23 protein-coding genes and 2 pseudogenes are annotated in these 25,875 nt (G+C 71.1%); 15 read left to right on the plus strand and 10 right to left on the minus strand.

Annotated elements, in window-relative coordinates; genetic code table 11:
* Positions 1-4: 4 nt before the first annotated feature.
* Positions 5-733 carry a lysophospholipid acyltransferase family protein gene (locus tag CRP49_RS30080; protein ID WP_097256174.1) on the minus strand — a complete coding sequence of 243 codons (729 nt, stop codon included), beginning with the start codon at positions 731-733 and terminating at the stop codon, positions 5-7.
* Positions 734-923: 190 nt separating this feature from the next.
* Positions 924-1,340 (minus strand): DUF4395 domain-containing protein, encoded by a 417-nt coding sequence (locus tag CRP49_RS30085; RefSeq protein ID WP_097256175.1) that lies wholly within the window; start codon positions 1,338-1,340, stop codon positions 924-926.
* Positions 1,341-1,415: 75 nt separating this feature from the next.
* Here CRP49_RS30085 and CRP49_RS30090 point away from each other — a divergent pair, with 75 nt between their 5' ends.
* From CRP49_RS30090 to CRP49_RS30105, 5 genes are all read left to right on the plus strand, one after another.
* Positions 1,416-1,829 (plus strand): thioredoxin family protein, encoded by a 414-nt coding sequence (locus tag CRP49_RS30090; protein ID WP_097257613.1) that lies wholly within the window; start codon positions 1,416-1,418, stop codon positions 1,827-1,829.
* A gap of 83 nt (positions 1,830-1,912) precedes the next feature.
* Entirely contained in the window at positions 1,913-1,993 is an 81-nt protein-coding gene (locus CRP49_RS49215) for a putative leader peptide (protein ID WP_373560402.1), read from the plus strand.
* A gap of 49 nt (positions 1,994-2,042) precedes the next feature.
* Positions 2,043-2,552, plus strand: coding sequence for a flavin reductase family protein (locus CRP49_RS30095; protein ID WP_097256176.1), 510 nt, complete (start codon positions 2,043-2,045; stop codon positions 2,550-2,552).
* 218 nt (positions 2,553-2,770) lie between these two features.
* Complete coding sequence (locus CRP49_RS30100; RefSeq protein WP_097256177.1) at positions 2,771-3,559, plus strand: electron transfer flavoprotein subunit beta/FixA family protein; 789 nt, start codon at positions 2,771-2,773, stop codon at positions 3,557-3,559.
* A gap of 52 nt (positions 3,560-3,611) precedes the next feature.
* Complete coding sequence (locus CRP49_RS30105) at positions 3,612-4,574, plus strand: electron transfer flavoprotein subunit alpha/FixB family protein (protein WP_097256178.1); 963 nt, start codon at positions 3,612-3,614, stop codon at positions 4,572-4,574.
* Between the two features lie 57 nt (positions 4,575-4,631).
* On the opposite strand, the gene CRP49_RS30110 is transcribed toward CRP49_RS30105, so the two are convergent.
* Complete coding sequence (locus tag CRP49_RS30110) at positions 4,632-5,540, minus strand: endonuclease/exonuclease/phosphatase family protein (protein WP_097257614.1); 909 nt, start codon at positions 5,538-5,540, stop codon at positions 4,632-4,634.
* Between the two features lie 193 nt (positions 5,541-5,733).
* Between CRP49_RS30110 and CRP49_RS30115 the strand changes: the two genes are divergently transcribed.
* Entirely contained in the window at positions 5,734-7,032 is a 1,299-nt protein-coding gene (locus tag CRP49_RS30115) for an aldolase/citrate lyase family protein (protein ID WP_097256179.1), read from the plus strand.
* A gap of 232 nt (positions 7,033-7,264) precedes the next feature.
* Positions 7,265-8,788 carry a reprolysin-like metallopeptidase gene (locus CRP49_RS30120; protein ID WP_097256180.1) on the plus strand — a complete coding sequence of 508 codons (1,524 nt, stop codon included), beginning with the start codon at positions 7,265-7,267 and terminating at the stop codon, positions 8,786-8,788.
* Positions 8,789-8,824: 36 nt separating this feature from the next.
* On the opposite strand, the gene CRP49_RS30125 is transcribed toward CRP49_RS30120, so the two are convergent.
* Together CRP49_RS30125 and CRP49_RS30130 are read right to left on the minus strand one after the other, a co-directional pair.
* Complete coding sequence (locus CRP49_RS30125; RefSeq protein WP_097256181.1) at positions 8,825-9,619, minus strand: hypothetical protein; 795 nt, start codon at positions 9,617-9,619, stop codon at positions 8,825-8,827.
* A 7-nt stretch (positions 9,620-9,626) separates the two neighbouring features.
* Positions 9,627-10,676, minus strand: coding sequence for a LacI family DNA-binding transcriptional regulator (locus CRP49_RS30130; protein WP_097257615.1), 1,050 nt, complete (start codon positions 10,674-10,676; stop codon positions 9,627-9,629).
* Between the two features lie 211 nt (positions 10,677-10,887).
* Here CRP49_RS30130 and CRP49_RS30135 point away from each other — a divergent pair, with 211 nt between their 5' ends.
* Positions 10,888-11,841 carry an ROK family protein gene (locus CRP49_RS30135; protein WP_094221816.1) on the plus strand — a complete coding sequence of 318 codons (954 nt, stop codon included), beginning with the start codon at positions 10,888-10,890 and terminating at the stop codon, positions 11,839-11,841.
* A 413-nt stretch (positions 11,842-12,254) separates the two neighbouring features.
* Here CRP49_RS30135 and CRP49_RS30140 read toward each other — a convergent pair whose 3' ends face one another.
* On the minus strand, positions 12,255-14,279 hold the full coding sequence (locus CRP49_RS30140; protein ID WP_179851795.1) for an NPCBM/NEW2 domain-containing protein: 2,025 nt from the start codon (positions 14,277-14,279) through the stop codon (positions 12,255-12,257).
* Between the two features lie 208 nt (positions 14,280-14,487).
* Positions 14,488-14,841 carry a hypothetical protein gene (locus CRP49_RS30145; RefSeq protein ID WP_097256183.1) on the minus strand — a complete coding sequence of 118 codons (354 nt, stop codon included), beginning with the start codon at positions 14,839-14,841 and terminating at the stop codon, positions 14,488-14,490.
* Between the two features lie 210 nt (positions 14,842-15,051).
* On the opposite strand from CRP49_RS30145, the gene CRP49_RS30150 reads away from it, so the two are divergent.
* The 7 genes and pseudogenes from CRP49_RS30150 (at position 15,052) to CRP49_RS30180 (ending at position 22,666) form a co-directional block, all read left to right on the plus strand.
* Positions 15,052-15,255 carry a hypothetical protein gene (locus CRP49_RS30150; protein ID WP_179851796.1) on the plus strand — a complete coding sequence of 68 codons (204 nt, stop codon included), beginning with the start codon at positions 15,052-15,054 and terminating at the stop codon, positions 15,253-15,255.
* Between the two features lie 144 nt (positions 15,256-15,399).
* A complete protein-coding gene (locus CRP49_RS30155) occupies positions 15,400-16,455 on the plus strand; it encodes an NUDIX hydrolase (RefSeq protein ID WP_097256184.1) in 1,056 nt (351 codons plus the stop codon).
* Between the two features lie 247 nt (positions 16,456-16,702).
* On the plus strand, positions 16,703-18,520 hold the full coding sequence (locus tag CRP49_RS30160; RefSeq protein ID WP_097256185.1) for an ABC transporter family substrate-binding protein: 1,818 nt from the start codon (positions 16,703-16,705) through the stop codon (positions 18,518-18,520).
* Between the two features lie 105 nt (positions 18,521-18,625).
* A complete protein-coding gene (locus CRP49_RS30165; protein WP_097256186.1) occupies positions 18,626-19,612 on the plus strand; it encodes an ABC transporter permease in 987 nt (328 codons plus the stop codon).
* Positions 19,605-20,513, plus strand: a complete 909-nt coding sequence (locus tag CRP49_RS30170; RefSeq protein WP_097256187.1) for an ABC transporter permease — start codon at positions 19,605-19,607, stop codon at positions 20,511-20,513. The genes CRP49_RS30165 and CRP49_RS30170 overlap by 8 nt, the downstream gene beginning before the upstream one ends.
* On the plus strand, positions 20,510-21,682 hold the full coding sequence (locus tag CRP49_RS30175) for an ABC transporter ATP-binding protein (protein WP_257033527.1): 1,173 nt from the start codon (positions 20,510-20,512) through the stop codon (positions 21,680-21,682). Before CRP49_RS30170 ends, CRP49_RS30175 begins: the two co-directional genes overlap by 4 nt.
* A pseudogene (locus tag CRP49_RS30180) lies at positions 21,606-22,666 on the plus strand (ABC transporter ATP-binding protein). The gene CRP49_RS30175 and the pseudogene CRP49_RS30180 overlap by 77 nt, the downstream one beginning before the upstream one ends.
* Here the strand turns inward: CRP49_RS30180 and CRP49_RS30185 are convergent.
* The 3 genes and pseudogenes from CRP49_RS30185 to CRP49_RS30195 form a co-directional block, all read right to left on the minus strand.
* The gene (locus CRP49_RS30185; protein WP_097256188.1) at positions 22,639-23,685 is read right to left on the minus strand and encodes a hypothetical protein; all 1,047 of its coding nucleotides are present in this window, start codon (positions 23,683-23,685) and stop codon (positions 22,639-22,641) included. The pseudogene CRP49_RS30180 and the gene CRP49_RS30185 sit on opposite strands and share 28 nt — an antisense overlap.
* A gap of 10 nt (positions 23,686-23,695) precedes the next feature.
* On the minus strand, positions 23,696-24,412 hold the full coding sequence (locus tag CRP49_RS30190) for an MBL fold metallo-hydrolase (RefSeq protein WP_097256189.1): 717 nt from the start codon (positions 24,410-24,412) through the stop codon (positions 23,696-23,698).
* Between the two features lie 62 nt (positions 24,413-24,474).
* A pseudogene (locus CRP49_RS30195) lies at positions 24,475-25,829 on the minus strand (dipeptidase).
* Between the last annotated feature and the right edge of the window lie 46 nt (positions 25,830-25,875).

Consider the following 25,875-nt stretch of genomic DNA (forward strand, 5'->3'; position numbering starts at 1 on the left):
GGCGTCAGCGCGCCTCGGCCGCCCGCAGCTGCTCGACCGTGGGTGCCGTACCCCCGAGGTGGGTCGGAAGCCACCAGGAGTCCTCCGTGCCCTTCGGGCGGGCGGGGTAGGCGCGCTGGGCGGCGTCCAGCATTTCCTGGACGCGCTCGCGCAGGCGGCGGGTGATGGCCCCCGCGTACTGGTCGCGCGGGGCCTCGACCGGCTCGCCGACCCGGATGGTGATCGGGGTGTGGCTGCGCCGGAAGTTGCGCGGGTGCCCCTTGGTCCACAGTCGCTGCGTGCCCCACACCGCCATCGGGACGAGCGGGACGCCCGCCTCCTGGGCGAGGCGGGCCGCGCCCGACTTGAAGCTCTTCAGGGTGAAGGACTGCGAGATGGTGGCCTCCGGGAACACCCCGATGACCTCACCGGACTTCAGCGAGTCCAGCGCGTGCGCGAAGGCCGCCTCGCCCTGCTTGCGGTCCACCGGGATGTGCTTCATCCCGCGCATCAGCGGCCCGGACACCTTGTGCCGGAAGACGGACTCCTTCGCCATGAAGCGCACCAGACGCTTCTGCGGCAGGGCCGCCAGGCCGTTGAAGATGAAGTCCAGGTAGCTGATGTGATTGCTCACCAGGACGGCACCGCCCGAGCGCGGGATGTTCTCCGACCCCTGGCAGTCGATCTTCAGGTCCCAGGCCTTGAACAGCGTCTTGGCGAGACCGACGACGGGACGGTAGACCAGCTCTGCCATGGGCGGGGTGGGCCCTTTCTGCTCTGCTCGGGAAAGGGGGGGGCTCCCGGCGGGAAAGTTACGCAGCCGTAGGTTTACGGCGTCTCGCAGATCGTGCCCGAAGAACGGACGGGTAGCCAGTCCTGGTGCCCCGCGGCGGCGAGATCCTCGTCACGTCGGCCTAGTCCCTACCTCGGTCTTTAAGCCCCCTTTACTCCGCGCGTACCGTGACCCTCTTCAGGAGCAGGAACATCTCGCACCCCAGGCAGTACCCGAACGCCGCATTGAGGAAGGCGGCGGCGAGCGCGGCCCCGGTCGCCGCGAGCCCCAGCCAGGCCGGACCCAGCGTGAACCCGACGAGTCCGAGCCCGGCGAACAACAGGCCCACGGACTGCGCGAACCGCGGCGGTTCCGGCGCCTCGAACTCCGTCGGCGGCCCGAGCCGCGGCCGCACCAGCGTCCTGAACAGCCGGCCGTACGGCGACCGGCTCACCCCGCCCGCCGCGCCGAGCGCGAACGCCAGCGTCTGCCAGCCCAGCACCCAAGCGCTCTGCGTGATCAGCGCCACCGCAAGCACGACGGTCGTCACGGCCGCCGCGAAGCGGGGCCCCCTCGCATCGATCTCCATGAATCAAGCATTCCGCAACGGAAACTCCATCGGGAGGCGGGAATCTTTGCAGTCTCATGAATGCTGGTGCAGAAGATGACCGGACTGGTGGTGTGCGTGGCGGTGCTCGCCGTGGCGAGCGCCTACGGAGTGCTGCACAAGCGGCGGAGCGGGAGAGTACGGGTGCGCGGGCGGGACGACGGCAGGCGGCTCGGAGCGGCCGAGCTGGGCGGCGAACTCGGTGAGCGGGCCACGCTCGTACAGTTCTCCAGCGCCTTCTGCGCACCCTGCCGGGCCACCCGGCGCGTCCTCGGCGAGGTAGCCGAACTGGTCCCCGGCGTCACCCATGTCGAGATCGACGCCGAGGCCCACCTGGACCTCGTACGCGAACTGGAGATCCTCAAGACGCCCACCGTGCTGGTCCTCGACGCGGACGGCCGGGTGGTGCGGCGCGCCACCGGACAGCCGCGCAAGGCCGACGTGATCGCCGCCCTGGGGGAGGCGGTGTGAGGCCCCTCGGGCGCACGGTGAGGCATCTCCCAGATCCCGAAACGAACTTGACTGCGCACGCCACCTATCGTCAGCCTGACCCTATGCCGACCGAACTCCTTCTCTTCGGGCGGGTCCACGTCGACCTGGTCCGTACGTCGAGCGCGTGTTGTCCGCGCTGTTGACCGAAACAGCACCGGCCCCGCTCGTCACCCCTCGCAGAAGGACAACTCCATGACGGCCTCGCCCGACCTCGGCACCTTCCAGCTCGCCTCGCCCGACCTGCTGCGCTCCACCTTCCGCCGGCACGCCGCCGGTGTCGCGGTGATCACCGCGCGCGGTGCCTCGGGTCCGGTCGGCTTCACCGCCACCTCCCTCACCTCCGTGTCCGCCGAACCCCCGCTGGTCTCCTTCGGTATCGGCACGGGCGCCTCCAGCTGGCCCGCCGTCGCCGAGACCGAGCACATCGGCATCCACATACTCGGCGAGCACCAGAGCGACCTGGCCGCCACCTTCGCCCGCAGCGGCGCCGACCGTTTCGGCGCGCCCACGGCCTGGCGGGAGGGCCCGAACGGCGTACCCGTCCTGGACGACGTATTGGCGTGGCTCGTCTGCCGGATCGTCGGCCGCGTCCCGGCCGGTGATCACCGCATCGTGCTCGCCGAGGTGGTCCTCGGCGACTCCGCGGGCGCGGGGCGTCCCCTTCTCTACCACCAGGGCCGCTTCAACGGCCTGCGGGATTGATCACGCCCCTCCCGCCCTGCGAAGCCGTCGAGTTCCGGTTACGCTGCGTTGCGAAGGTCACAGTTCAAAGCGCTTGCTTAGCGGGCAGGAACTGGGTGTACTGACGAGTAATATTTCGGTCGGAGCGCGCGGACGCCCCGACCGGGATCGGCCGCTTGAGGCGCCTATGCTGCCTGCAAGAGGCAGCCCGGAAATGACGATGCAGTAGGAGAGCCGGCGTGAGCTTGAGGATCGTTGTCACTGTGAAGTACGTGCCCGACGCCACTGGCGACCGGCACTTCGCCGATGACCTGACCGTCGACCGCGACGACGTGGACGGTCTGCTCTCCGAGCTCGACGAGTACGCGGTCGAGCAGGCGCTGCAGATCTCCGAGAACTCGGACGACGACGTCGAGGTCACCGTTCTGACGGTGGGCCCGGAGGACGCAAAGGACGCGCTGCGCAAGGCGCTGTCGATGGGCGCCGACAAGGCCATTCACGTCGAGGACGACGACCTGCACGGCACCGACGCCATCGGCACCTCGCTGGTGCTGGCCAAGGCGATCGAGAAGGCCGGCTTCGACCTGGTCGTCTCCGGCATGGCGTCCACCGACGGCACCGGCGGTATCGTCCCGGCCCTCGTGGCCGAGCGTCTGGGCGTCCCGCAGGTCACCCTGCTCTCCGAGGTCTCGGTCGAGGACGGCACGGTCAAGGGCCGCCGTGACGGCGACGCCGCCAGCGAGCAGCTGGAGGCCTCCCTCCCGGCCGTCGTCTCCGTCACCGACCAGTCGGGCGAGGCGCGTTACCCGTCCTTCAAGGGCATCATGGCGGCCAAGAAGAAGCCGGTGGAGTCCTGGGACCTGTCCGACCTGGACATCGACGCCGAGGAGGTCGGCCTCGACGGCGCCTGGACCAAGGTCGAGACCGCGGCCGAGCGTCCGGCCCGCACGGCCGGCACGATCGTCAAGGACGAGGGCGAGGGCGGCAAGCAGCTCGCTGAGTTCCTCGCGAGCCAGAAGTTCATCTAAGGCTCGCACCCGCTGACCGCCCCTCAACTTCGTTACGCAGGAGAGCAATCCCATGGCTGAAGTCCTCGTCTACGTCGACCACGTGGACGGTGCCGTCCGCAAGCCCACCCTGGAGCTGCTGACCCTGGCCCGCCGCATCGGCGAGCCCGTCGCCGTCGCGCTGGGCAACGGCGCCGCCGACACCGCCGCCGCGCTCGCCGAGCACGGCGCGGTGAAGGTCCTCACCCACGAGGCCGCCGAGTACGCCGACTACCTGGTCGTCCCGAAGGTGGACGCCCTGCAGGCCGCCTACGAGGCCGTCTCCCCGGCCGCCGTGCTGGTCCCGTCCTCCGCCGAGGGCAAGGAGATCGCCGCCCGCCTGGCGCTGCGCATCGGCTCCGGCATCATCACCGACGCCGTCGACCTCGAGGCCGGCGACGAGGGCCCGGTGGCCACCCAGTCGGTGTTCGCCGCGTCCTTCACCACCAAGTCCCGCGTCATCAAGGGCACCCCGGTCATCACGGTCAAGCCGAACTCGGCCGCCGTCGAGGCCGCCCCGGCCGCGGGTGGCGTCGAGGCCCTGGCCGTGTCCTTCTCGGACCAGGCCACCGGCACCAAGGTCACCGCCCGCACGCCGCGTGAGTCGACGGGCCGCCCGGAGCTGACCGAGGCCGCGATCGTGGTCTCCGGTGGCCGCGGTGTCAACGGCGCGGAGAACTTCTCGATCATCGAGGCCCTCGCCGACCAGCTCGGTGCGGCCGTCGGTGCCTCCCGTGCCGCGGTGGACGCCGGCTGGTACCCGCACACCAACCAGGTCGGCCAGACCGGTAAGTCGGTCTCCCCGCAGCTGTACATCGCCAACGGCATCTCCGGCGCCATCCAGCACCGCGCCGGTATGCAGACCTCGAAGACGATCGTGGCCGTCAACAAGGACCCCGAGGCCCCGATCTTCGACCTGGTCGACTACGGCGTCGTCGGCGACCTCTTCGACGTCGTCCCGCAGCTCACCGAGGAGATCAAGACCCGCAAGGGCTGATCGCCGCCAGGCTGTACGAGGCCCCCGTGACCGCGCGCCGGTCACGGGGGCCTCTGCTCATCCCAGGGCGACCCAGGCCTGCACGGGCAGGTGGTCGCTCGGGAACTGGCCGTCGCTGGAGAAGGTGTCGATCGCCGCCCGCCGGGTCGTGACCCCCGGCGTGGCCAGGATCCAGTCGATGCGGTCGCCGTTCGGGACGAGCGGCTTGTAGCCGTGGAACGTGCCGTACGGCGCGCTGCGCTCGGCGGCGGCGTCCCAGGTGTCGACGAGACCGGCGCCGAGCATCGTGTCGTAGACCCGGTTCCTGTGCGCGGCGACGTTGAAGTCGCCGGTCACCACGACCGGCAGCGAACGGTCGAGGCCGGCGATGCGCTCCGCCATGAGGGCGGCGCTGTGCTCGCGCGCGGACTGGCGCGCGTGGTCGAAGTGGGTGTTCAGGAGGTAGAACTCCCGTCCGCCGTCGTCCAGGTCCTGGAAGCGGACCCAGGTGACGACGCGGGGGAAAGCGGCTCGCCAGGTGTTCGAGCCGATCACTTCCGGGGTGCCGGAGAGCCAGAAGGTGTAGTGCTCGGCCGGGGACAGACGCCGGGTGTCGTAGAAGATCGCCGAGAACTCGCCGCGGCTGCCGCCCTGCCGGCCGGTCCCGATCCAGCGGTAGTGCGGTCCGAGGTCGGAGTCGATGTCGCGCAACTGCTGGTAGAGGCCTTCCTGGGTGCCCATGACATGGGGGTGTGCGCGGTGCAGCAGTGCGCGCATCACCGGTCTGCGGACGGCCCAGCTGTTGGGCTCGGCGGTGCTCGCGAAGCGCAGGTTGAGGGACATGATCCCCAGCGGGCGGGCCCGGTGTTCCTCGGCCGAGGCGGACGGGGCGGGCAGTGCTGTACTGGACAGGGGAGCGGTGACGGCGGCTGTGGCCAGTGCGGCCTTGAGGCCCAGGCGGCGCGTGACTCGGCTGCGGTTCGGCACGGAGGCTCCTTCGATGGAACGGCCGGGCGAGTCGTGCGAGGAGAAGTGTGACATCGCGGCGTGAGAGGGGCGTGAACTCGGCGAGGTGTCGGAGTGGCGGCGCGTGGACATGGTGTTGACCAGCTCGAAGTCCCCGGATAACTTCATTCTACGGATTGTTGATTCCGTAGAGCGGAAATATGGAGGGTGTGGGATGGGTCAGCAGGAGAAGGTGGCGACGAGCCTCGCGGGCGCCGTCAGCGAGGAGATCAGCGCCTCCCTCGCGCCGGTCGACGCGGAACTGGAGCGCCGCTACCCCGGAGACCCCGGCACCCGGCAGCCCGTCCACACCGTGTACGTGCCCGGTGACGCCTTCGCCGCCGACACCATCCGCTCCTGGGGCGACCAGGCCCTCGCCGCCCTCGACGAGCACGCTCCGGACGCGGCCTCCTTCGCGGCCGTCCTTGGCCTGTCCGACGACCTCGCCGAGCCCGTCTACTCCCGCGTCCGCGCCAAGCTGGAGCGCGAGCCGATCGAAGACCTGCGCGTCGACTTCGAGGACGGCTACGGCCCCCGCCCCGACGCCGAGGAGGACGCGACGGCCGCCCGCGCCGCCCGGCTGATCGCCGAGGCCTACAAGAACGGCACGGCGGCCCCGTACATGGGCATCCGCATGAAGTGCATGGAGGCCGCGGTACGTGACCGGGGCATCCGCACCCTCGACGTCTTCCTCACCGGCCTGATGGAGTCGGGCGGCCTGCCCGAGGGCCTGATGCTGACGCTGCCGAAGGTGACGTACGCCGAGCAGGTCACGGCCTTCGTCCGCCTCCTGGAGGCCTTCGAGAAGGCGCACGGCCTGGAGGCCGGGCGTCTCGGCTTCGAGATCCAGATCGAGACCAGCCAGTCCATCCTGGCCACCGACGGCACCGCGACCGTCGCCCGCATGATCCAGGCCGCCGAGGGCCGCGCCACCGGCCTGCACTACGGCACCTTCGACTACAGCGCCTGCCTCGGCGTCTCCGCCGCCTACCAGGCCAGCGACCACCCCGCCGCCGACCACGCCAAGGCGATCATGCAGGTCGCCGCCGCGGGCACCGGCGTACGCGTCTCGGACGGCTCCACCAACGTCCTGCCCGTCGGTCCCACCGCGAAGGTCCACGACGCCTGGCGCCTGCACTACGGCCTGACGCGGCGGGCGCTGGCCCGCGCCTACTACCAGGGCTGGGACATGCACCCCGGCCACATCCCGACCCGCTACGCAGCCGTCTTCGCCTTCTACCGCGAGGGCTTCGAGCAGGCGGCGGGCCGGCTGGCGCGCTACGCCAACCGTGCGGGCGGCGACGTCATGGACGAGCCCGCCACCGCCAAGGCCCTCAGCGGCTACCTGCTGCGCGGCCTGGACTGCGGCGCCCTCGACATCGCCGAGGTCGCCCGCCTCACCGGCCTGACCCGGGCCGACCTGGAGGGCTTCGCGGCGCCCCGGCGCGGCGACCTGACGGCCTCGGCCAAGTAGCGGCGTCCCGCGACCGGACGAGCCGCCCCCGGTGCCCGCCGAGAAGGGCGACGGGGGCGGCTGTGCGTCCGGGCGGCGACCCCCGGCGGCGCGCGACCCCGGTCGGGTCCGCAGGCGGCTGACCGGATGAACCTCCGGGCGACATCCCTCCCGCGCCCCCGCGCTCGACGGCACGACGCGAACAGACGCTGATCATGGGGCACGTTCCCCCACAGAAAGGCTGACGTCCCCCATGCGTCGTTCCCTGCTGGTCGCCTGTACCGCGGCGACCGCTCTTCTCGCCCCCCTTCCCCTGGCCAAGGCCGCGCCGCCCGCGGACGGCGGGTACGGCCACGAGCCCTGGGTGGTGCGCACCGCCGTACTGCGCGCCAACGCCAAGGAGTTCGCGTCCCTGTGCCGTACGCAGAAGGAAGGCGTGCCGGAGACCCGTACGTTCCGGCTCTTCCCCGGTACCCGAGGCTTCACCGCGATGCGCGACTACTACCACAAGGACGCGAACGGCACCGTCTACTGGGACGGGTACGACCCGAAGAAGCCCGAGAACACGGTGTCCCTGTCCATCATCGGAGCCTGCACGCGCGGCGGCGGCCACACCACCCTCGACGGCGTCATCGAGATCGGCACCAAGGACTACCTGTTCACCCCCCTGCCCAAGCAGCCGGGCAAGTACCGCCTGACAGAGATCGACACGCTGAAGCTGCCCCCCAGCGGAAAGCCCGGCGACACCGTGACCCTGCCGCGAGCCGGCCGTCCCGGGCACCCGGAGAAGACGCCCAAGGCCGACAACAACAACCCGGTCGCGATCGACCTCCTCATCCCCTACACCCCCGCGGCCGTCACCGAGCTCGGCGGGGTGCCGGAGGTCCAGGCCCGGATCCGCTACGGAGTGAGCCAGCTCAACAAGGCTTTCGCCACCAGCCATGTGCCGGCCAGCGTGCACGTCGTCCACTCGTACCAGACGTCACCTTTCGGCGGGGCCGACCAGGACGCGAGCACCTTGCTGAACAAGATCAACAAGCGCGCCGACCTGACACTCGGCTCCACGGCCCACCTGAACCGGGATCTCTACGGCGCCGACCTGGTGGCCCTGCTCGCCTCCATCCCCGCCGAGAACAGCTCCGGCTCGGCCGATCTGCCGATTCCCGTGAGCTCGAGGACCAGTGAGAGCGCCTACTCCGTCACGAGCGTCCTGTCGGTGATGGACTGGGACAACCTGGGCCACGAGATCGGCCACAACCTGGGCATGCGGCACGACCGGAAGACCGTCGCGAACAACGGGGAGACGCCGCCGGGCCCGGACGACACCAACTTCGGCTGGATCACGTCCGACAACAAGTTCCACACGCTGATGGCCTACAGCACGCCCTGCCGGCCCACCTGCAAGGTCATCAACCAGTACTCCAACACCGTCAACAAGACGGCCGACGGCAAGATCCTCGGCGACGCGAAGAACAACAACGCCGCCATCGCCCAGCTCGCCACCCCGCTCGTGTCCGACTACCGCGCCACGAAGGTGACCAACCGGCACACCCTCACGATGTCCGTCTCCCCGTCAGGCGGCGGGAGCATCACGGTCAGTGAGTTCGGTCCCTACGACCCCGGCACGCAGGTGACCCTCACCGCCCACCCGGCGGCCGGCTTCGTGTTCGCGGGCTGGGAGGTCGACGGCGTGAAGCAGAGCGACACCACAACCAATTACCAGATCACCATGGACAAGAACCGCAGCGTCGTCGCGCTCTTCGACCGGGCCCCGTGAGCCCACGCGCGCTCCGTCACTCCTGACCGGCGGACATCACCCCGAGCAGCCGTCGGCCGTACCGAACACGGCCGACGGCCCCGGACCCGACGGCCGCGCGTACGGCTCCAGCCCCGACTCCGTCACCCACGCGTGCTCCGCGAACAGCCGGGTGCCCCGCGCGCACAGCGCGGCGTCCGGACGGGCCCGGGCGCAGAACTCCTCCGGGGTGGCACCGAACAGCTCCCGCAACGGGGCCGATTCCCCGAGGAGTTCGGTCAGCAGGGCGTGCTGGCCGGGATGCCGGCGCGGCGCACCGGCACCGTTGTGCAGGACCCCGTGCCGGTTGACGTACGCGTACGCCCCGGGCAGGACCTGACCGTCCGCCGGCTCGATGCGTACGTCCGGTGCGGGCAGCCAGGCCCGGCGGAAGTTGCCGTCGGGCAGCGGTACGCCCTCGCTCGCGTCGATCACGGCCAGTTGCCCCGGGTCCAGCCAGATGACGAACAACTCGCGTAACGCGCGAGGGGACCTGACCGGGGAGGCGGAGACATAGCCCAGACGGCTGACGTGCGCGGAGACGCCCACGTCGAGTCCGGTCACCCGCGCCCGCACCATCGGGATGGGTGAGTCGATCCCGAACTCCCGTAATTTGTGGCGCAGTTGGCCGGGGCAGGCGTTGGAGCCGACCGCGAGGACCGGCGCCCGGTCGTCGTACACCAGGCGGTCCAGCGCCAGCATGTGGTCACCGTGCAGCAGCCCGGAGCCGGCGGGCCAGGCGCCCGGATAGAGCAGCGGATGGTCGCGGGGTGCCTCGGCGAGGCCCAGTTCCTCCAGGGTGCGGCCGGTCACGGGCCGCTCACCCGGCGGGCGGCAGCTCGCCGGAGCCGCGGGTGATCAGACGGGTCGGCAGCTCGATGCGCTCCGGCTGGACGAGGGTGCCGTCCAGCTGGCGGAAGAGGCGCTCGGCGGCGGTCCGGCCGAGGGCGGCCGCGTCCTGGGCGACGACGGTGACGCCCGGCTGGAGCAGATCGGCCAGCTCGATGTCGTCGAAGCCGACGAGGGCGACCGGACGGGACTGCTCGGCGAGGACCCGGATCACGGTGACCGTCACCCGGTTGTTGCCCGCGAAGATCGCGGTGACGGGGGAGGGGCCCGCGAGCATCTCCTCGGCCGCCCGGCGCACCCGCACCGGATCGGTCGCCCCGAGCGACATCCACCGCTCCTCGACCGGTATCCCCGCGTCCTCCATGGCGGCCCGGTAGCCGCGCAGCCGCTCGGCCGCGGTGTGGATGCGGGGCATGTCGCCGATGAACCCGATCCGGCGGTGGCCGTGCGCGATCAGGTGGGCGACGCCGTCGCGGGCGCCGCCGTAGTTGTCGGACAGCACGACGTCGGCGTCGATCTTCCCGGCGGGGCGGTCCACGAACACGGTGGCCACGCCCGCCCTGATCTCCGGCTCCAGGTACCGGTGGTCGTCACCGGCCGGGATCACCACCAGACCGTCCACCCGCCGGGCGCACAGCGCGAGCGCCAGCTCCTGCTCCCGCTCCGGGTCCTCGGCGCTGGAGCCGTTGATCAGCAGGGCGCCGTGGGCCCGGGCCACCTCCTCGACCGCTCGGCTCAGCGGGCCGTAGAACGGGTCCGCGAGGTCCTCCAGGACCAGGCCGATGCTGGCCGTACGGCCTTTGCGCAGGACGCGCGCGCTGTCGTTGCGGCGGAAGCCGAGCGCGTCGATCGCCTCCTGGACGCGGCGCTCGGTGTCCGGGGTGACGCCGGGCTCGCCGTTGACCACGCGGGACACCGTCTTCAGGCCGACCCCGGCGCGCGCGGCCACGTCCTTCATCGTGGGACGGTTGCCGTAACGCGTCCCGGAGAGGCGGTCGGCGGGGCGGGTGGTCTCGGGCACGATGCGGCGTCCTGTCCTGTCGTCCGGGTTGTCCACGGGGGTGGTGCGCAGATCCGTCGTTTGTATGAGGATGTGGCGTCGAGCATAGAGCCTGGACAACGTTGTCAGATGCGCGAGAGACTGTCCAACGCTGTCTCCGGCCTGCGCCCCCACCGCTGGACCGGCCTGCCTCTTTCTGGTTCTCAAGGTTCAACGGGGAGATCTGACTCTGATGCACACCGACCTCGTGGCGGCCCTGGACATCGGCGGCACCAAGATCGCCGGCGCGCTGGTGGACGGTCACGGACGGATCCAGGCACGCGCACAGCGTGCTACGCCCGCCCACCAGGACGGCGAAACGGTCATGCGGGCCGTCGAGGGGGTGCTCGGTGACCTCGCCGACTCGCCCCTGTGGGGACGCGCCGGCTCGATAGGCATCGGCAGTGCGGGCCCGGTGGACGCCTCCGCGGGCACCGTCAGCCCCGTGAACGTGCCGGGCTGGCGTGACTTCCCGCTGGTCGAGCGGGTGCGCGCGGCCACCGGGGGCCTGCCGGTCGAGCTGATCGGCGACGGGGTGGCGATCACCGCGGCCGAGCACTGGCAGGGCGCCGCGCGCGGCCACGACAACGCCCTGTGCATGGTGGTCTCGACGGGGGTCGGCGGCGGCCTGGTCCTCGGCGGGCAGCTGCATCCCGGCCCGACCGGCAACGCCGGGCACATCGGGCACATCAGCGTCGACCTCGACGGCGACCCGTGCCCGTGCGGCTCGCGCGGCTGCGTCGAGCGCATCGCCAGCGGCCCCAACATCGCCCGCCGCGCCCTGGAGCAGGGCTGGCGACCGGGCCCGGACGGCGACACCTCGGCCGCGGCGGTGGCGGCCGCCGCCCGGGAGGGCGACCCGGTCGCCGTGGCCTCCTTCGAGCGGGCCGCGCAGGCCCTGGCCGCCGGGATCGCGGCCACCGCGACCCTGGTGGAGATCGACATCGCGGTGATCGGCGGGGGCGTCGGCAAGGCCGGCGACATCCTCTTCACGCCCCTGCGCAAGGCCCTCACCGACTACGCGACCCTCTCCTTCGTCCAGCGTCTGACGGTCACGCCCGCACAGATGGGCACGGACGCGGGCCTGGTAGGCGCCGCGGCGGCCGCGCTGGCTCGTAGGCCGGATGCGACTGCGGCGGGGGTTTGAGGGCGGTTCGGCGGCTGAGGGGCACGTCTGTGCGGGTGGGTGTGGTTGCGGGTCTGGTCGGTGTCGCTGCGGCTGTGTTGGCTCGTGGGCTGGATGGGAGTGTGGCGGGGGTCTGAGGTCGGTTCGGCGGCAAGGGGGCGCGTCTGTGCGGGTGGGTGTGGTTGCGGGTCTGGTCGGTGTCGTCGCGGTTGCGTTTGCTCCGTAGGCCGGATGCGACTGCGGCGGGGGTTTGAGGGCGGTTCGGCCGCTGAGGGGCACGTCCGCGCGGATGGGCACGGTTGCGGGCTCGTCGGCGCCGCCGCGGCCGCGCTGGCCCGTAGGCCGGACGCGACCGCGGCAGGGGGCTGAGCCCGGCGTCCGTTCTCGGAGCCACGGTCGGCAACCGAGCCCGGCGTCCGCGTTCTGAGCCGGGGTCAGCAGCTGAGCCGTGCGTCCGCCCAGTCCGCGTGGTCCGAGTCGATTCCGTCGCCGCCGTCGGTGACGACGAGGCGGACCACCTGGGCGCCGGTGACGTCGGCGGTGAGCGGCTGGGCGGGCTGCGCGTTGGTCAGCACACCGGTCGAGGCGACCTTGGTGCCGTCCGCCCAGACCTCGAAGGCGACGGTGCCCTTCGTGCCCTTCTCGTCGTCCACGCCGACGTCCGCGGTGACCTTCCCGCACGCCTTGCCGGTGTAGAAGGAGACCTCGCTCTCCGCGTGGACGCCGAGCCCCTTGGCGTACACCACACCGCCCAGGGTGATGGGGTGACCGTCGCCCGCGGCACTCTCCCCGTTGCTGGTGTCGCGCTCGACCGGACCCCAGCCGCTGGTCGCCGACAGCCAGGGCAGATCGCTGAGGTACGACGTCCCGGTGGGCGGCGGCAGTACGACGGTCGCGGTCAGCGGGAGGGTGCTGGTGACGCTCTCCCCGGTGGGTGAGCGGTAACTCGCCTTGAGGACAAGGCCGTACGACCCCGTCGGCGTCCCCGCCGGGGCGTTCACCGTCCAGCCGGTGCGCAGGGACCTGCCGGTGGTGAGGACGGTCGCGGTGGTCGCCGAGGTCGCGCGTACGGTCCATCCGGCGGGGCCGGTCAGCGACACGGACACCCGGCGCGCGGGCGTCCGGCCCAGATCGGTGAAGTTGGTGGTCAAAGCCGCCGGGGTGCCCGCCTCCACGAACGGGCTCCCGTCCAGGCCGAGTTCCGCGGCCGGCGGGTGGGTGGCCCAGTCCGGGTCGGCCGAGACCCGCAGCAGGACCGTGCCGTGGGCCGGGACCGTGGCCGCGAGGGTGCCCGCGGTGTTGTAGCTGCGGTGCTGCCACAGGTCGCGCAGGGTGTAGGCGGGGGCGTCGGGCAGGCCGACGGCGCTCGCGGTCGTGGCGATCCGCTGGGCGGTCCCGGACTCGTTGAACAGGGCGACCGCGCGGCTGCCGTCCTTCATCTCCTTGGCGACGACCCAGCGCCCGCCCGTGGAGGACACGACGGTGCCCTGCTTGCCCAGCGGGTCCTGGTCGACGGCGATGACCTCCTTGTTGTCCAGGATGTCGAAGGTCGCCTGCGAGGCCGTGCGCAGGTCGGTGCCGATGAGCAGGGGCGCGGCCATGACGGACCAGAGGGAGAAGTGGGAGCGGTACTCGGTGTCCGTCATCCCGCCGTTGCCGACCTCCAGCATGTCGGGGTCGTTCCAGTGGCCGGGCCCGGCGTACGGCGCGAGCGGCAGGTTCTGCTTGAGGATCGACAGCATCGAACCCCAGCTGTCGCTGATGTCACCGGTGGTCCGCCACAGGTGGCCGAGGTCCCCCGCCCACTCCCAGGGCTTGTTCTCGCCCCACTCGCAGATGCTGTAGACGATGGGCCGGCCGGTCGCCCTGAGCGCGTCGCGCATGGTCCGGTAGCGCAGCTTGGCGTCGACGCCGAGGTTGTTGCAGTTGTCGTACTTGAGGTAGTCGACGCCCCAGTCGGCGAACTGCTGCGCGTCGCTGTACTCGTGGCCGAGCGCACCCGGGAAGCCCGCGCTGTTGCAGGTCTTGATGCCGGCGCTGGTGTAGATGCCGAGCTTGAGGCCCTTGGCGTGGACGTAGTCGGCGACGGCCTTGATGCCGTTCGGGAAGCGGGCCGGGTCCGGCACCAGCTTGCCGTTCGCGTCCCGGTCGGGCAGGGCCCAGCAGTCGTCGAGGTTCACGTACTGGTATCCGGCGTCCTTGAGGCCCTTGTCCACGAAGAGGTCCGCGATCCCCTTGACCATGGCCTCGTTGAAGTCGGCGCGGCAGTGCGTCGAGTTCCAGTTGTTGAAGCCCATGGGCGGGGTGAGGGCGAGGCCGTCGGCCAGGGAGGGCGCGGCCACGGGGTGCCGGGCGGGGGCCGCGACGGCGGGGGCGGCCAGGCCCGCCGTGCACAGCAGCCCTGCGGTGAGCGCTCCGGCCACTCTTCGGCGGGTGGTGCGGGTGTGAGGGTGACGCATCGTTGACGTTCCTCCGGCTCGCGCGAGGTCGAATGACGGCATGTACGTGTCACCGGTGCGCGCTTACGGTAGGACGTGTCGGACTGTGTTGGAAGAGGTGCGTCAGGGTTGTTCGATACTCCGTCATTCCCCTTGACGGCAGGGCGTTTCGGGGACGGCGGAGAGGCCGGGCGTTCGGTTCTGTTGGTTCGTCCGGCCTCTCGGGGCCTCACCGGAACTCGTGCACGACCTCGATCCGGCCGACGATGTGGCCGTTGAACTCGTCCAGCTCCTCGGCCGGCACCCACAGCTCCAGGATCGTCTCGCCGCCGGCCCGCTGGACGGGATAGCGGCCGATGAACTCCGCGTCGACCTCGAAGCGCGTCACGAACCCGGCGCCGTCGTGCTTGACGTTCCAGTCCCGGGCGATCCTGATCGCGTAGTCCTCGTTGAGCACCGGATAGAAGATCGGCTGCTCGGGCAGCCGCGGCGGCCACGCCCTCCAGTCCAACTCCCGTACCAGCTCCAGCTCCTTGGGGCCGGTCGGGCGCCAGAGGGTGGTCGTCGGGCGGGGGCTGGTCATGGCCGTTCTCCTGGTCGTGGTCCGCCGGCTTCCGGCAGGCCGGGAGCTTGACGATACCGGCGCCGCGATCACCGCGGCCACGGGGTTTCGTTGCGGCCGCGCTCTGCGACGCTGCAGATCTTCATCGCCGCGCCGGAGCACCGTCGATCCGCGGAGCGCAATCGCCGTGATCCGCGTGACCCCCGGGCGGTTCCGCAGTTGATCCAGGGCATGAAGAAGCGCAGCATGCTCGCCATCGCCACCCTCGCCACCGGATTCGTCGTGGCCGCCGTCACCCCGTCGCACGCCGCCTCGCACGCCGCGGACAAGGGGCCGCTCGGTGACCTCAACGTCTCCGGCACCCTCGACCACGTCGACCACCTCGTCAGCCGGGACAGCTTCGCCGTGGCCGACCACGCGCAGGGGCAGGAGTAGCCCGGCCCGGTCCCCGGGTCCCGTGCCGGTGTCCCCGACGTGCGGGACACCGGCACGCGCGTGTGCGCGCCCTCAACTGGATGTGGTTTCCGTGGCAGGGTGGAGCGGGCAAGCCACAGGGGGCCAACAGAAGAGGGGGAGTCCGTGACCGTCGTCTGGATCAACGGCGCGTTCGGTGCGGGGAAGACCACCACCGCACGGGAACTGATCGAACTGATCCCGAACAGCGCGCTCTTCGACCCCGAGGTCATCGGGGGAGCGCTCTCGCACCTGCTGCCGCCCAAGCGCCTCGCCGAGGTCGGCGACTTCCAGGACCTGCCGATCTGGCGCCGGCTCGTGATCGACACGGCGGCCGCGATGCTCGCCGAGCTGGGCGGGACCCTGGTGGTCCCCATGACCCTGCTGCGCCAGGAGTACCGCGACGAGATCTTCGGCGGTCTCGCCGCCCGCCGGATCCCCGTACGGCATCTGCTCCTCGCCCCGGCGGAAACGATCCTGCGCGAGCGCATAGCCGGGCGGGAGGTCCCGCCGGACCTGCCCGACGGCGAGATACGGCAGCGTCAGTGGGCGTACGACCACATCGAGCCCTACCGGGCCGCCCTCGCCTCCTGGCTCACCGCCGACGCCCACCTCGTGGACACCAGCGCCCTCACCCCGTACGAGACCGCCGTGCGCATCGCCGACGCCGTCGGCAGCGGCGCCGTGGGCCCCTGTGACATCGTGCAGACCCCCGAACCCACCGCCGAGACCCTCGCCGCCGGGGTGCTCCTCTTCGACGAGCAGGACCGGGTGCTGCTCGTGGACCCGACCTACAAGCCCGGCTGGGAGTTCCCCGGCGGGGTCGTCGAGCGCGGTGAGGCTCCCGCCCGCGCCGGGATGCGCGAGGTCGCCGAGGAGATCGGGATACGGCTGCGGGAGGTGCCCCGGCTGCTCGTCGTGGACTGGGAGCGGCCCGCGCCCCCCGGCTACGGCGGGCTGCGCCTCCTCTTCGACGGCGGCCGCCTGGACTCCGCCGAGGCGGCCCGGGTGCTGCTGCCGGGGCCGGAACTGCGCGCCTGGCGCTTCGCGACCGAACATGAGGCCGCCGACATGCTGCCGCCGGTCCGCTACGAGCGGCTGCGCTGGGCGCTGCGGGCCCGCGAGCGCGGCGCCGCGCTCTATCTGGAGGCCGGCGTGCCGGTCGCCGGACAGGCCGCCTGACAAACCCTCAGATCCCCGCCGCATCCGTGATGTTGGCGGGGATTTTGGCGTCTCTGGGTCGTGATCTCGCCTCTTTGCGCGAACTGGGAGGTTCCGAGGGGAAAGCGAGGGTGAATTGTCGCCGTCCCGGTATGAACAGGAACCTGAAGAAGGTACACAAGCGTTCTAACGTCATTGCGCAGCTCAGTTTCCTCGCGGCCGCCGGCCGCTGTGAAAAGGCCGGGCAACTCCCGGCCGGAGGAGGGACATGCGCGCGCAATCCTCGGCCCTCGCCAGGGGACTCACCCTGGCCGCCGGGCTCACCCTGATCCTCGCCGCCTGCAGCAGCAACGGCGGGAGCGGTACGCCGCACCAGGGCGGTTCGGCCGGTCTCGCGTCCTGCTCCACCCAGGGCAAGGCGAACACCTGCAACTCCGGCACCACCAAGGCCGGCGGAACGTTCACCTATGTGCTGGAGAAGAACATCCAGCAGTGGAACGTCCAGGACACCAACGGCAACACCTTCGAGAACGGCGAGGCCCTGGAGGTGGTCCTGCCCCAGGTCTTCGTGCCCCACCCGGACTTCACCGTCGCCGTCAACACCGACCTGGTGACCTCGGCGACCCAGACGAGCGCGAGCCCCCAGACCCTCGTCTACAAGATCAACCCGAAGGCCGCGTGGAACGACGGCACACCCATCACCGCCGACGACTTCGTCTACTACTGGCGCACCAACGACGGCAAGGACTGCCCGCCGCCGCCCGCGAGCGACTCCACCCAGACCAAGGGCTGTCTGCCGCAGTCGACCGCCGGATACGACCGCATCAAGTCCGTCACCGGCTCCGACGGCGGCAAAACCGTCACCGTCGTGATGAACAAACCTTTCTCCGACTGGAAGCAGCTCTTCGGCGCGGGTTACCCCCTCTACCCGGCCCACGTCGCCGAGAAGCTCTCCGGCGCCAAGGCGGGCGACGCCGCCCATATGACGGCCGCCCAGCTGACCCAGGGCTGGCAGTACTTCCAGAAGACCCCGCCCACCAAGTACGCGACGGCGGGCCCGTACAAGATGCAGGAGTGGGTCGACAACGACCACGCCACCTATGTCCCGGACCCCAAGTGGTGGGGCGCGAAGAAGGCGTCGCTGCAACGGCTGATCTTCAAGGTCATCACGGACGCCACCCAGGAACCGATCGCGCTGCGCAACAACGAGGTGCAGGGCATCTACCCGCAGCCCGAGGTCGACCTCGTCAACCAGGTCAAGGACATCCCCGGCGTCACCTACACCATCGGTAACGGGCTGACCTGGGAGCACTTCGACCTCAACCTGCACAACCCGGTGCTCGGCAAGTACACCGCGCTGCGGCAGGCGATGTTCACCGCGATCAGCATCAAGGACATCGTCGCCAAGACCGTCGGCCAGTTCGACCCGGCGGTCAAGCAGCTCGGCAACCACAACTTCGTTCCGGGACAGGCCGGTTACCAGGACCTCGTCACGCCCACCGGGCAGGGCTCCGGTGACCTCGCCAAGGCGAAGAAGCTCCTCACCGACGCGAAGTTCACCGGGGTGGGGACCGCGCTCAAGACCCCGGACGGCAAGGCGGTCGGACCCTTCAACTGCCGCTACACCACCGGCAACCAGATCCGGCAGAGCGAGTGCCAGATCCTGCAGAGCGACCTCGGGAACCTCGGCGTCAAGGTCACCATCAAGCCGATCGGCGCCGCCGACCTCGGTACCGTGCTGGCCGGGCACCAGTACGACATCATCGTCTTCGCCTGGGTCGCCTCGCCCTTCCCGAGCGCCAACGCGCAGCAGACCTGGATGACCGGGGGCGGCGGCAACTACGGCGGCTACAGCGACAAGCAGGTCGACCAGCTGATCGACCAGGCCGTCGGCGAGACCGACCAGACCAAGTCCGCCGCCCTCCTCAACCAGGCGGACAAGATCATGGTGGACGCCGCCTATGTGCTCCCGCTGTACCAGAAGCCGACCTTCCTCGCCGCGCAGACACGGTTCGTGAACATGCGCAACAACTCGACGAACGTGGGCCCGGCGTACAACACCGGCGAGTGGGGCCTGAAGAAGTAACCCCCGCCCGCAGCCACCGTCGTGTTCCGGCCCCGGTCACCCCGGGGCCGGGACCGGGGCCCGCACTCCCGAGAACCGGGCCCGTCCTCCCGAGGGAAGAACCGCATGCTCGCCTACACCGTGCGCCGCATCCTGGTCTCCATACCCGTCCTGATCGTCTCGACGTTCATCGTGTTCCTGGTCGTCGTCAACTCCGGTGATCCGGTCGCCAACTTCGCCACCTCACGGCAGCCCGCCCCCAGCAATGCCGCCGTCACCGCCTTCGCCCGGCACATCCACGCAGACCAGCCGGTCGTGGAGCGCTACTGGAACTGGATCACCGGAGTGCTGCACGGCGACTGGGGTCCGTCCGTGCAGACCAACCTGGACATCGGGCACGACCTGTTCACCCGCTTCCGGGTCACCGTCACCCTGGTCGCCGCCGCCATGCTGATCGCCCTGGTCCTGGCCGTGCTCTTCGGGGTGTTCAGCGCGCTGCGCCAGTACAGCGCCGCCGACTACACCATCACCTTCTTCGGCTTCCTGTTCCTCGCCATGCCGGTCTTCTGGTTCGCCGTGCTGCTCAAGCAGGCCGGGATCTGGATCAACGAGCAGACCGGCAGCCAGTTCCTCGGCACCATCGGCGAGAAGTCGCCGTACCTCGACGTCGACACCGGCTGGAACGAGTTCACCGACCGCATCGGTCATCTCGTCCTGCCCACCATCACCCTCGCCCTGGTCTCCTTCGCCTCCTGGACCCGCTACACCCGCGCCTCCATGCTCGAGGTGCTCGACAGCGACTACGTACGGCTCGCCCGCGCCAAGGGCCTGCGCCGGGCCCGGGTGATGACCCGGCACGCCCTGCGCACCGCCCTGATCCCGCTCGCCACGGTCACCGCGCTCGACATCGCCATCATCCTGGGCGGGGCCGTGATCACCGAGACGATCTTCCAGTGGCACGGCATGGGGGAGATGCTCGTCCAGGCGGCCACCACGCTCGACGTCTACCGGACCATGGCCTGGCTGCTGCTCTCCGCCGTCGTCGTCATCGGCTTCAACCTCGTCGCCGACCTCCTCTACGCCGTACTCGACCCGAGGATCCGCTATGACTGACACCGAGGCGGGCACCCAGCGACCGCGAGTGGCCGGCGAGTTCACCGTACGGCAGCGCACCCAGACCCAGCTCGTGCTGCGCCGCTTCCTGCGCCACCGGGCCGCCATGATCAGCCTCGCCGTCTTCCTGCTGATCGTGCTGTGGGCGTTCGTCGGCCCGCACCTGTGGCACTACTCGTACCGCAAGTACACGCCCGACAACTCCCAACCCCCGTCCTGGAAGCACCCGTTCGGCACCGACGCCTCCGGTTACGACGCCTACGCGCAGATCATGCGCGGCACCCAGACCTCGCTGAAGATCGCCATCCTGATCGCCCTCGGCTCCACCCTGGTCGGCGCGGTCTGGGGCGCCGTCGCGGGCTTCTACCGGGGCTTCGTCGACGCGGTGATGATGCGCGTCGCGGACCTGGTGCTGACCCTGCCGCTGTTCGCCATCGCCCTGGTGATCTCCTCCCGCAGTGGCGGCTCCTGGTACTGGATCGCGGTGGTCATCGCGGGGCTGACCTGGGCGTATGTCGCGCGGGTCGTGCGCTCGACCGTACTGTCGCTGCGGGAGAAGGAGTTCGTGGAGGCGGCCCGGGCCCTCGGCGCCTCGGACGTGCGGATCATCTTCCGGCATCTGCTGCCGAACGCCCTCGGCCCGATCATCGTCAACGCCACGGTCCTGGTCGCCACCGGCATCCTCACCGAGACCGCCCTGTCCTTCCTGGGCTTCGGTGTCCAGCCGCCCGACACCTCCCTCGGCCTGCTGGTCGCCCAGGCGCAGACCGCCGTGGACACCCGGCCCTGGCTCTTCTACATCCCCGGCGCGTTCATCATCGCCATCGCCCTGACCATCAACTTCATCGGCGACGGGCTGCGCGACGCCTTCGACCCCCGGCAGCAAAGGGTGCGACAGTGACGGTCATCGACCCAGGAGAAGAGTCCGGCGCGGTCCTCGACGTGACCGGCCTGAGCGTGGAGTTCCCGACCGAGGACGGGATCGTACGGGCCGTACGCGGCGTCGGCTACCGGCTGGAGCGGGGCGAGTCCCTCGGCATCGTCGGCGAGTCCGGTTCGGGCAAGTCGGTGACCGCCCTCGCCGTGATGGGGCTGCTGCCCCGCTCGGCGCGGGTGCGCGGCTCGGTGCGGTTCGAGGGGACCGAACTGCTCGGGCTGAGCGACAACCAGCTGTCGGACGTACGGGGCCGCGGCATCGCGATGGTCTTCCAGGACCCGATGACCTCGCTCAACCCGGTCTATCCGGTCGGCTACCAGATCGCCGAGACCCTGCAGCGGCACCACCCGGACATGACGAAGCGGGCAGCCCGCGAGCGGGCCGTCGAACTGCTCGGCACGGTGGGCATCCCGAGTCCCGAGCGGCGTGTCGACGCCTATCCGCACGAGATGTCCGGCGGGATGCGCCAGCGCGTCGTCATCGCCATCGCCATGGCCAACGACCCGGACGTGATCATCGCCGACGAGCCGACGACCGCACTCGACGTCACCGTGCAGGCCCAGATCCTCGACGCGCTGGAGACCGCCCGCGCCGAGACCGGCGCGGCCCTCGTCCTGATCACACACGATCTGGGGGTGGTCGCCGGCCACACCGACCGGGTCGCCGTCATGTACGCCGGACGGATCGTGGAGACCGGCTCGGTCGAGGACATCTTCTACGCCCCGCGCATGCCCTACACCCTCGGCCTGCTCGGCTCCCTGCCCCGCCTCGACCGCGAGGAGGAGCGGCTGACCCCCATCACCGGCTCCCCGCCCTCCCTGCTGAACCTGCCCCGGGCTGCCCCTTCGCCCCGCGCTGCCCGCTGCGCCGGGAGGTGTGCGACAGCAGCGAGCCGCCGTTGCACCAGGCGGGACCCGTCGGCCACCTCAGCGCCTGCCACTTCGCCGCCGAGCTGGTGGGCGCCGGAGCGGACCAGGTCTTCGACGCGGTCGGCGCCGATGCGGAAGCGCTGGCCCGCTTCGCCGACACCGCCCCGAGCACCGAGGAGGACCCCGCATGACCGCGCCCGCCGCACTCCTTCCGCCGCTGCCGGGCCACGGCGGCACCGGGGAACCCGTCCTCCAGGTCCGTGACCTCGTCAAGCACTTCCCCGTCATGTCCCGGGGAGTCGTCCGCCGCCGCGTCGGCGATGTGCACGCGGTGTGCGGGGTCTCCTTCGACCTGCACGAGAACGAGACCCTGGGCCTGGTCGGGGAGTCCGGATCCGGCAAGACCACCCTCGCCCGTACGGTCCTCAACCTGGAGCGCGCCACCTCCGGCAGCGTGCGGTACGGCGGACGCGAACTGACCGAGCTGAGCCGACGCCGGATGCGGCCGCTGCGCCGGGACCTGCAGATCGTCTTCCAGGACCCGTACGCCTCCCTGGACCCCCGGATCTCCGTCCACGAGATCATCGCCGAACCCCTGCGGATCCACGGCCGGTACGGCACCCAGGGCACCGACGAGGTGCGCGAGCTGCTGCGGCTGGTCGGGCTCAACCCCGAGCACGGCAACCGCTTCGCGCACGAGTTCTCCGGCGGCCAGCGCCAGCGCATCGGCATCGCCCGGGCCCTGGCGTTGCGCCCCGGGTGATCGTGCTGGACGAGCCCGTCTCGGCGCTCGACGTGTCGATCCAGGCCGGCGTGCTCAATCTGCTGATGGACCTGCAGAGCGAACTGGGGCTGTCCTTCCTGTTCGTGGCGCACGACCTGTCGGTGATGCGGCACGTCGCCGGCCGGGTCGCGGTCATGTACCTGGGCCGCCTGGTGGAGATCGCCCCGGCCCGGCAGCTGTTCGCCCGCCCCGCGCACCCCTACACCCAGGCCCTGGTCTCCGCGATCCCGCTGCCCGACCCGCGCAAGGAACGCGCCCGGAAACGGATCACCGTGCAGGGGGACGTACCGAGCCCGGTCCGCCCGCCCAGCGGCTGCCGCTTCCGCACCCGCTGCCCCAAGTTCGCCGCCCAGCTCACCGAGAGCGAGCGGACGGCCTGTGTGGAGGAGGTGCCGGCCCTCGCCGACCGGGGTGGCGGGAACCCGGTGGCCTGCCACTACGCCGAGAGCATTGAGTTGTTGTAGGCGCGGCGCAGGTCCTCGTGCGGGTAGGGGGTCAGCCGGCTCTCCCGCACGAGCAGCCGGCTGAAGTCGCCCATGGTGGCGGCGACGGGCGCGTACCGGGTCAGCAGCCCGGCGGCGGACCGGGGGACGCCCTCGGGCCGGGCGCCGGCGGCCAGGGCCCGGATGAACTCCTCGCGCTCCTCGCGGCCGTACCCGTACAGCGCGGTGACGAGCCAGATCACCAGGTGGTAGGCGGTGTAGACGCGGTCGTAGTGCCGGTGCCGGGCGAGGAACTCCTGCTCCTCGCCGTCCAGTTGGAACATGGAGCCGAGCGAGAGGCCGAAGTCGGTGAGGTACAGCGTGCGGCCGTCGGTCAGGATGTTGCGGAAGTGGGCGTCGAAGTGCAGGAGTCGGTGCCCTTCCAGTGCGTCCGTCAGCTCCGTCAGGCCCTTGGCCACCCGGGTGCACGCCGCGTCGGCGCGGTCCGTGCGCAGTTCGGCGTCCAGCCAGTCGTGCAGGGTGTGCGGGACGTACTCCAGGAACAGGGTCAGGCTCGCGGAGGCCGTCCGCAGGGCCTCCAGTCGCTTCCGTGCGCCCGTGCCCCAGTAGGCCACGGCCCGCTCCACGTCGGCGAGTTCGTCCGGGAGGGGCTGGGGCTCGTCGGGCAGCACCCGCCAGTTGTGCAGCAGCGGAAAGCCCGGGAACCCTCCGGCCAGCACGCCCTCCGTGGTCAGCGTGTGCGCGGCCAGCTCCCGCCACGCGGTGTATCCCGGGCTGCCGATGCCGTAGTGGAAGTACGGCGGCAGTCCGAACAGGTTCGCCGTCGAGCGCTCGTTCCCGGGCAGCCGCTCCAGGTCGGTCAGCGGCACCCGCTTGACGAACACCGGCCGGTCATCGACCAGGAGGCGTACGGCTCTGCCGCCGATGCCCGTGCCGAGCGGCTCGCCCGCCGCCACCCGCTCGGCCAGCGCCCGGTCGTCCAGCGGGGCGAGGGAACGCGCGATGCGGGTGTGGGCGGCGAGCCGCTCGGGGGAGGTCATGCCCCCAGGATCAGCCGGTGGCCGGCTGGCTGTCCGCCGCTTTCCGAAGTGCGGCCGAAGCCTGGCCCACCACCGGGTCACCGTGTCCAAAGCAGGCCACGTCCGCGTCGAGCGCCGCCAACCGGTGGAAGGATTCCATGAGTTGCAGCCGGTCGAGGTTGAACGCCCCCGGCATCACCGCCCCGTCGACCGGCGAGGCCGCCACCGCGTCACCCGTGAACAGCACGCCCTCGTCGGGCAGGAACAGCGCGATGCTGCCGTCCGTGTGCCCCGGTACATGGACCACCCGCGCACCACCGCCGAAGTCGAGCACATCACCGTCGGACACCGGCGTGACGCTCCGCGGGTGCACCGGCTCGCCCTCGGGAAGGTGCCGGGACACCTCCGCGTGGATCGGCAGCTCCCAGTCCTCGAACCGCGGGGGCGGGCCCGGGCGTTCACCCCGGACGAACGGCGCGTCCAGGTGATGGGCCAGTACCTCGGCACCGCTGAGCGCGGCGAACTCGCCCGCTCCGCCCGCGTGGTCCTCGTGGAAGTGGGTCAGCACGATCCGTCGTACGTCCCCGGGGGCGCGGCCCAGGGCGGTGATCGCGTCGGCGATCGTGCGGCCCGCGCCGATCGTCCCCGCGTCGATCAGCGTCGACTCCGCACCGTCGTGCCAGAGGTAGGCCTGGCCGACGGGGAAGCGCAGGAGGTGGAGGCGGGGGAGCAGTTCGATGACGTCCATGCGCCGACGGTAGGCAGCGCCCCCGCCCGTGAGCGAGGGCGCTCTGCCGTCGGCAGAACGGTTCAGCCTGCCGCGTAGTTGCTCAGGAACAGCGCCTCGGCGATCGACAGCCGCTCCAGCTCCTCGGGGACACGCTCTCGTTGACCGAGTGGATCTGGGCCTCCGGCTCGCTCAGGCCGATCAGCAGGATCTCCGCCTCGGGGTAGAGGCCGGCGAGGGTGTTGCACAGCGGGATGGTGCCGCCCTGGCCGGCGTACTGCATGGTCTCGCCCGGGTAGGCGACCGCCATCGCGTCGGCCATCGCGCGGTAGGCCGGGCTGGAGGTGTCGGCGCGGAACGCCTGGCCCTGGCCGATCTGCTCGGTGCTCACCTGGGCGCCCCACGGGGTGCGCGTCTCCAGGTGTGCGCGCAGCAGCTTGGTGGCCTCGGCCGCGTCCACGCCCGGCGGCACCCGCAGGCCGACCAGGGCGCGGGCGCTGGACTGGACCGACGGGGTGGCGCCCACCACGGGCGGGCAGTCGATACCGAGGACGGTGACGGCCGGGCGGGCCCAGATGCGGTCGGCCACCGAGCCGTCACCGATCAGACCGACCCCGTCCAGCACCTTGGCGTCCTTGCGGAACTGCTCCTCGGTGTATTCCAGACCGTCCCACTCCGCCGTGGCGTCGAGGCCGTCGACGGTGGTCGAGCCGTCCTCGGCGCGCAGGGAGTCCAGGACGCGGATCAGCGCGCCCAGCGCGTCGGGGGCGGCGCCGCCGAACTGGCCCGAGTGCAGGTTGCCGGCGAGGGTGTCGATCCGGACCCGGACCAGCGTCATGCCGCGCAGGGTGGTGGTCACCGTCGGCAGGCCCACGCGGAAGTTGCCCGCGTCGCCGATGACGATCGCGTCCGCCTTCAGCAGCTCGGGGTGCTGCTCGGCGTACCGCTCCAGGCCGCCCGTGCCCTGCTCCTCGGAGCCCTCGACGATCACCTTCACGTGGACGGGGACGCCGCCGTTCGCCTTCAGGGCGCGCAGCGCGAGCAGGTGCATGATCGCACCGCCCTTGCAGTCGGCGGTCCCGCGGCCGTACCAGCGGCCGTCCCGCTCGGTCAGCTCGAACGGCGGGGTGGACCAGCCGGCCTCGTCCAGCGGCGGCTGGACATCGTAGTGCGCATAGAGCAGAACCGTTTTGGCACCCTCGGGGCCCGGCAGGTAGCCGTACACCGACTGTGTGCCGTCGGGGGTGTCGAGGACGGCCACGTCCACGAAGTCCTCGGCGCGCAGCGCGTCGGCGATCCAGTTCGCGGCGCCCTCGCTCTCGCTCTTCGGGAACTGCGCGAAGTCCGCCACCGACTTGAAGGCGACCAGTTCGGTCAGCTCCGCCTTCGCCCGGGGCAGCAGCGAGGCGACGGTCTCGGCGACCGGATTCGACGACATGGGCACGCTCCTCGTGGGTGCGACGTTGTACGGCTGGGTAGACCGA

Origin of the sequence: Streptomyces sp. Ag109_G2-15, from assembly GCF_900215565.1 — a bacterium.
Classification (GTDB): domain Bacteria; phylum Actinomycetota; class Actinomycetes; order Streptomycetales; family Streptomycetaceae; genus Streptomyces; species Streptomyces diastatochromogenes.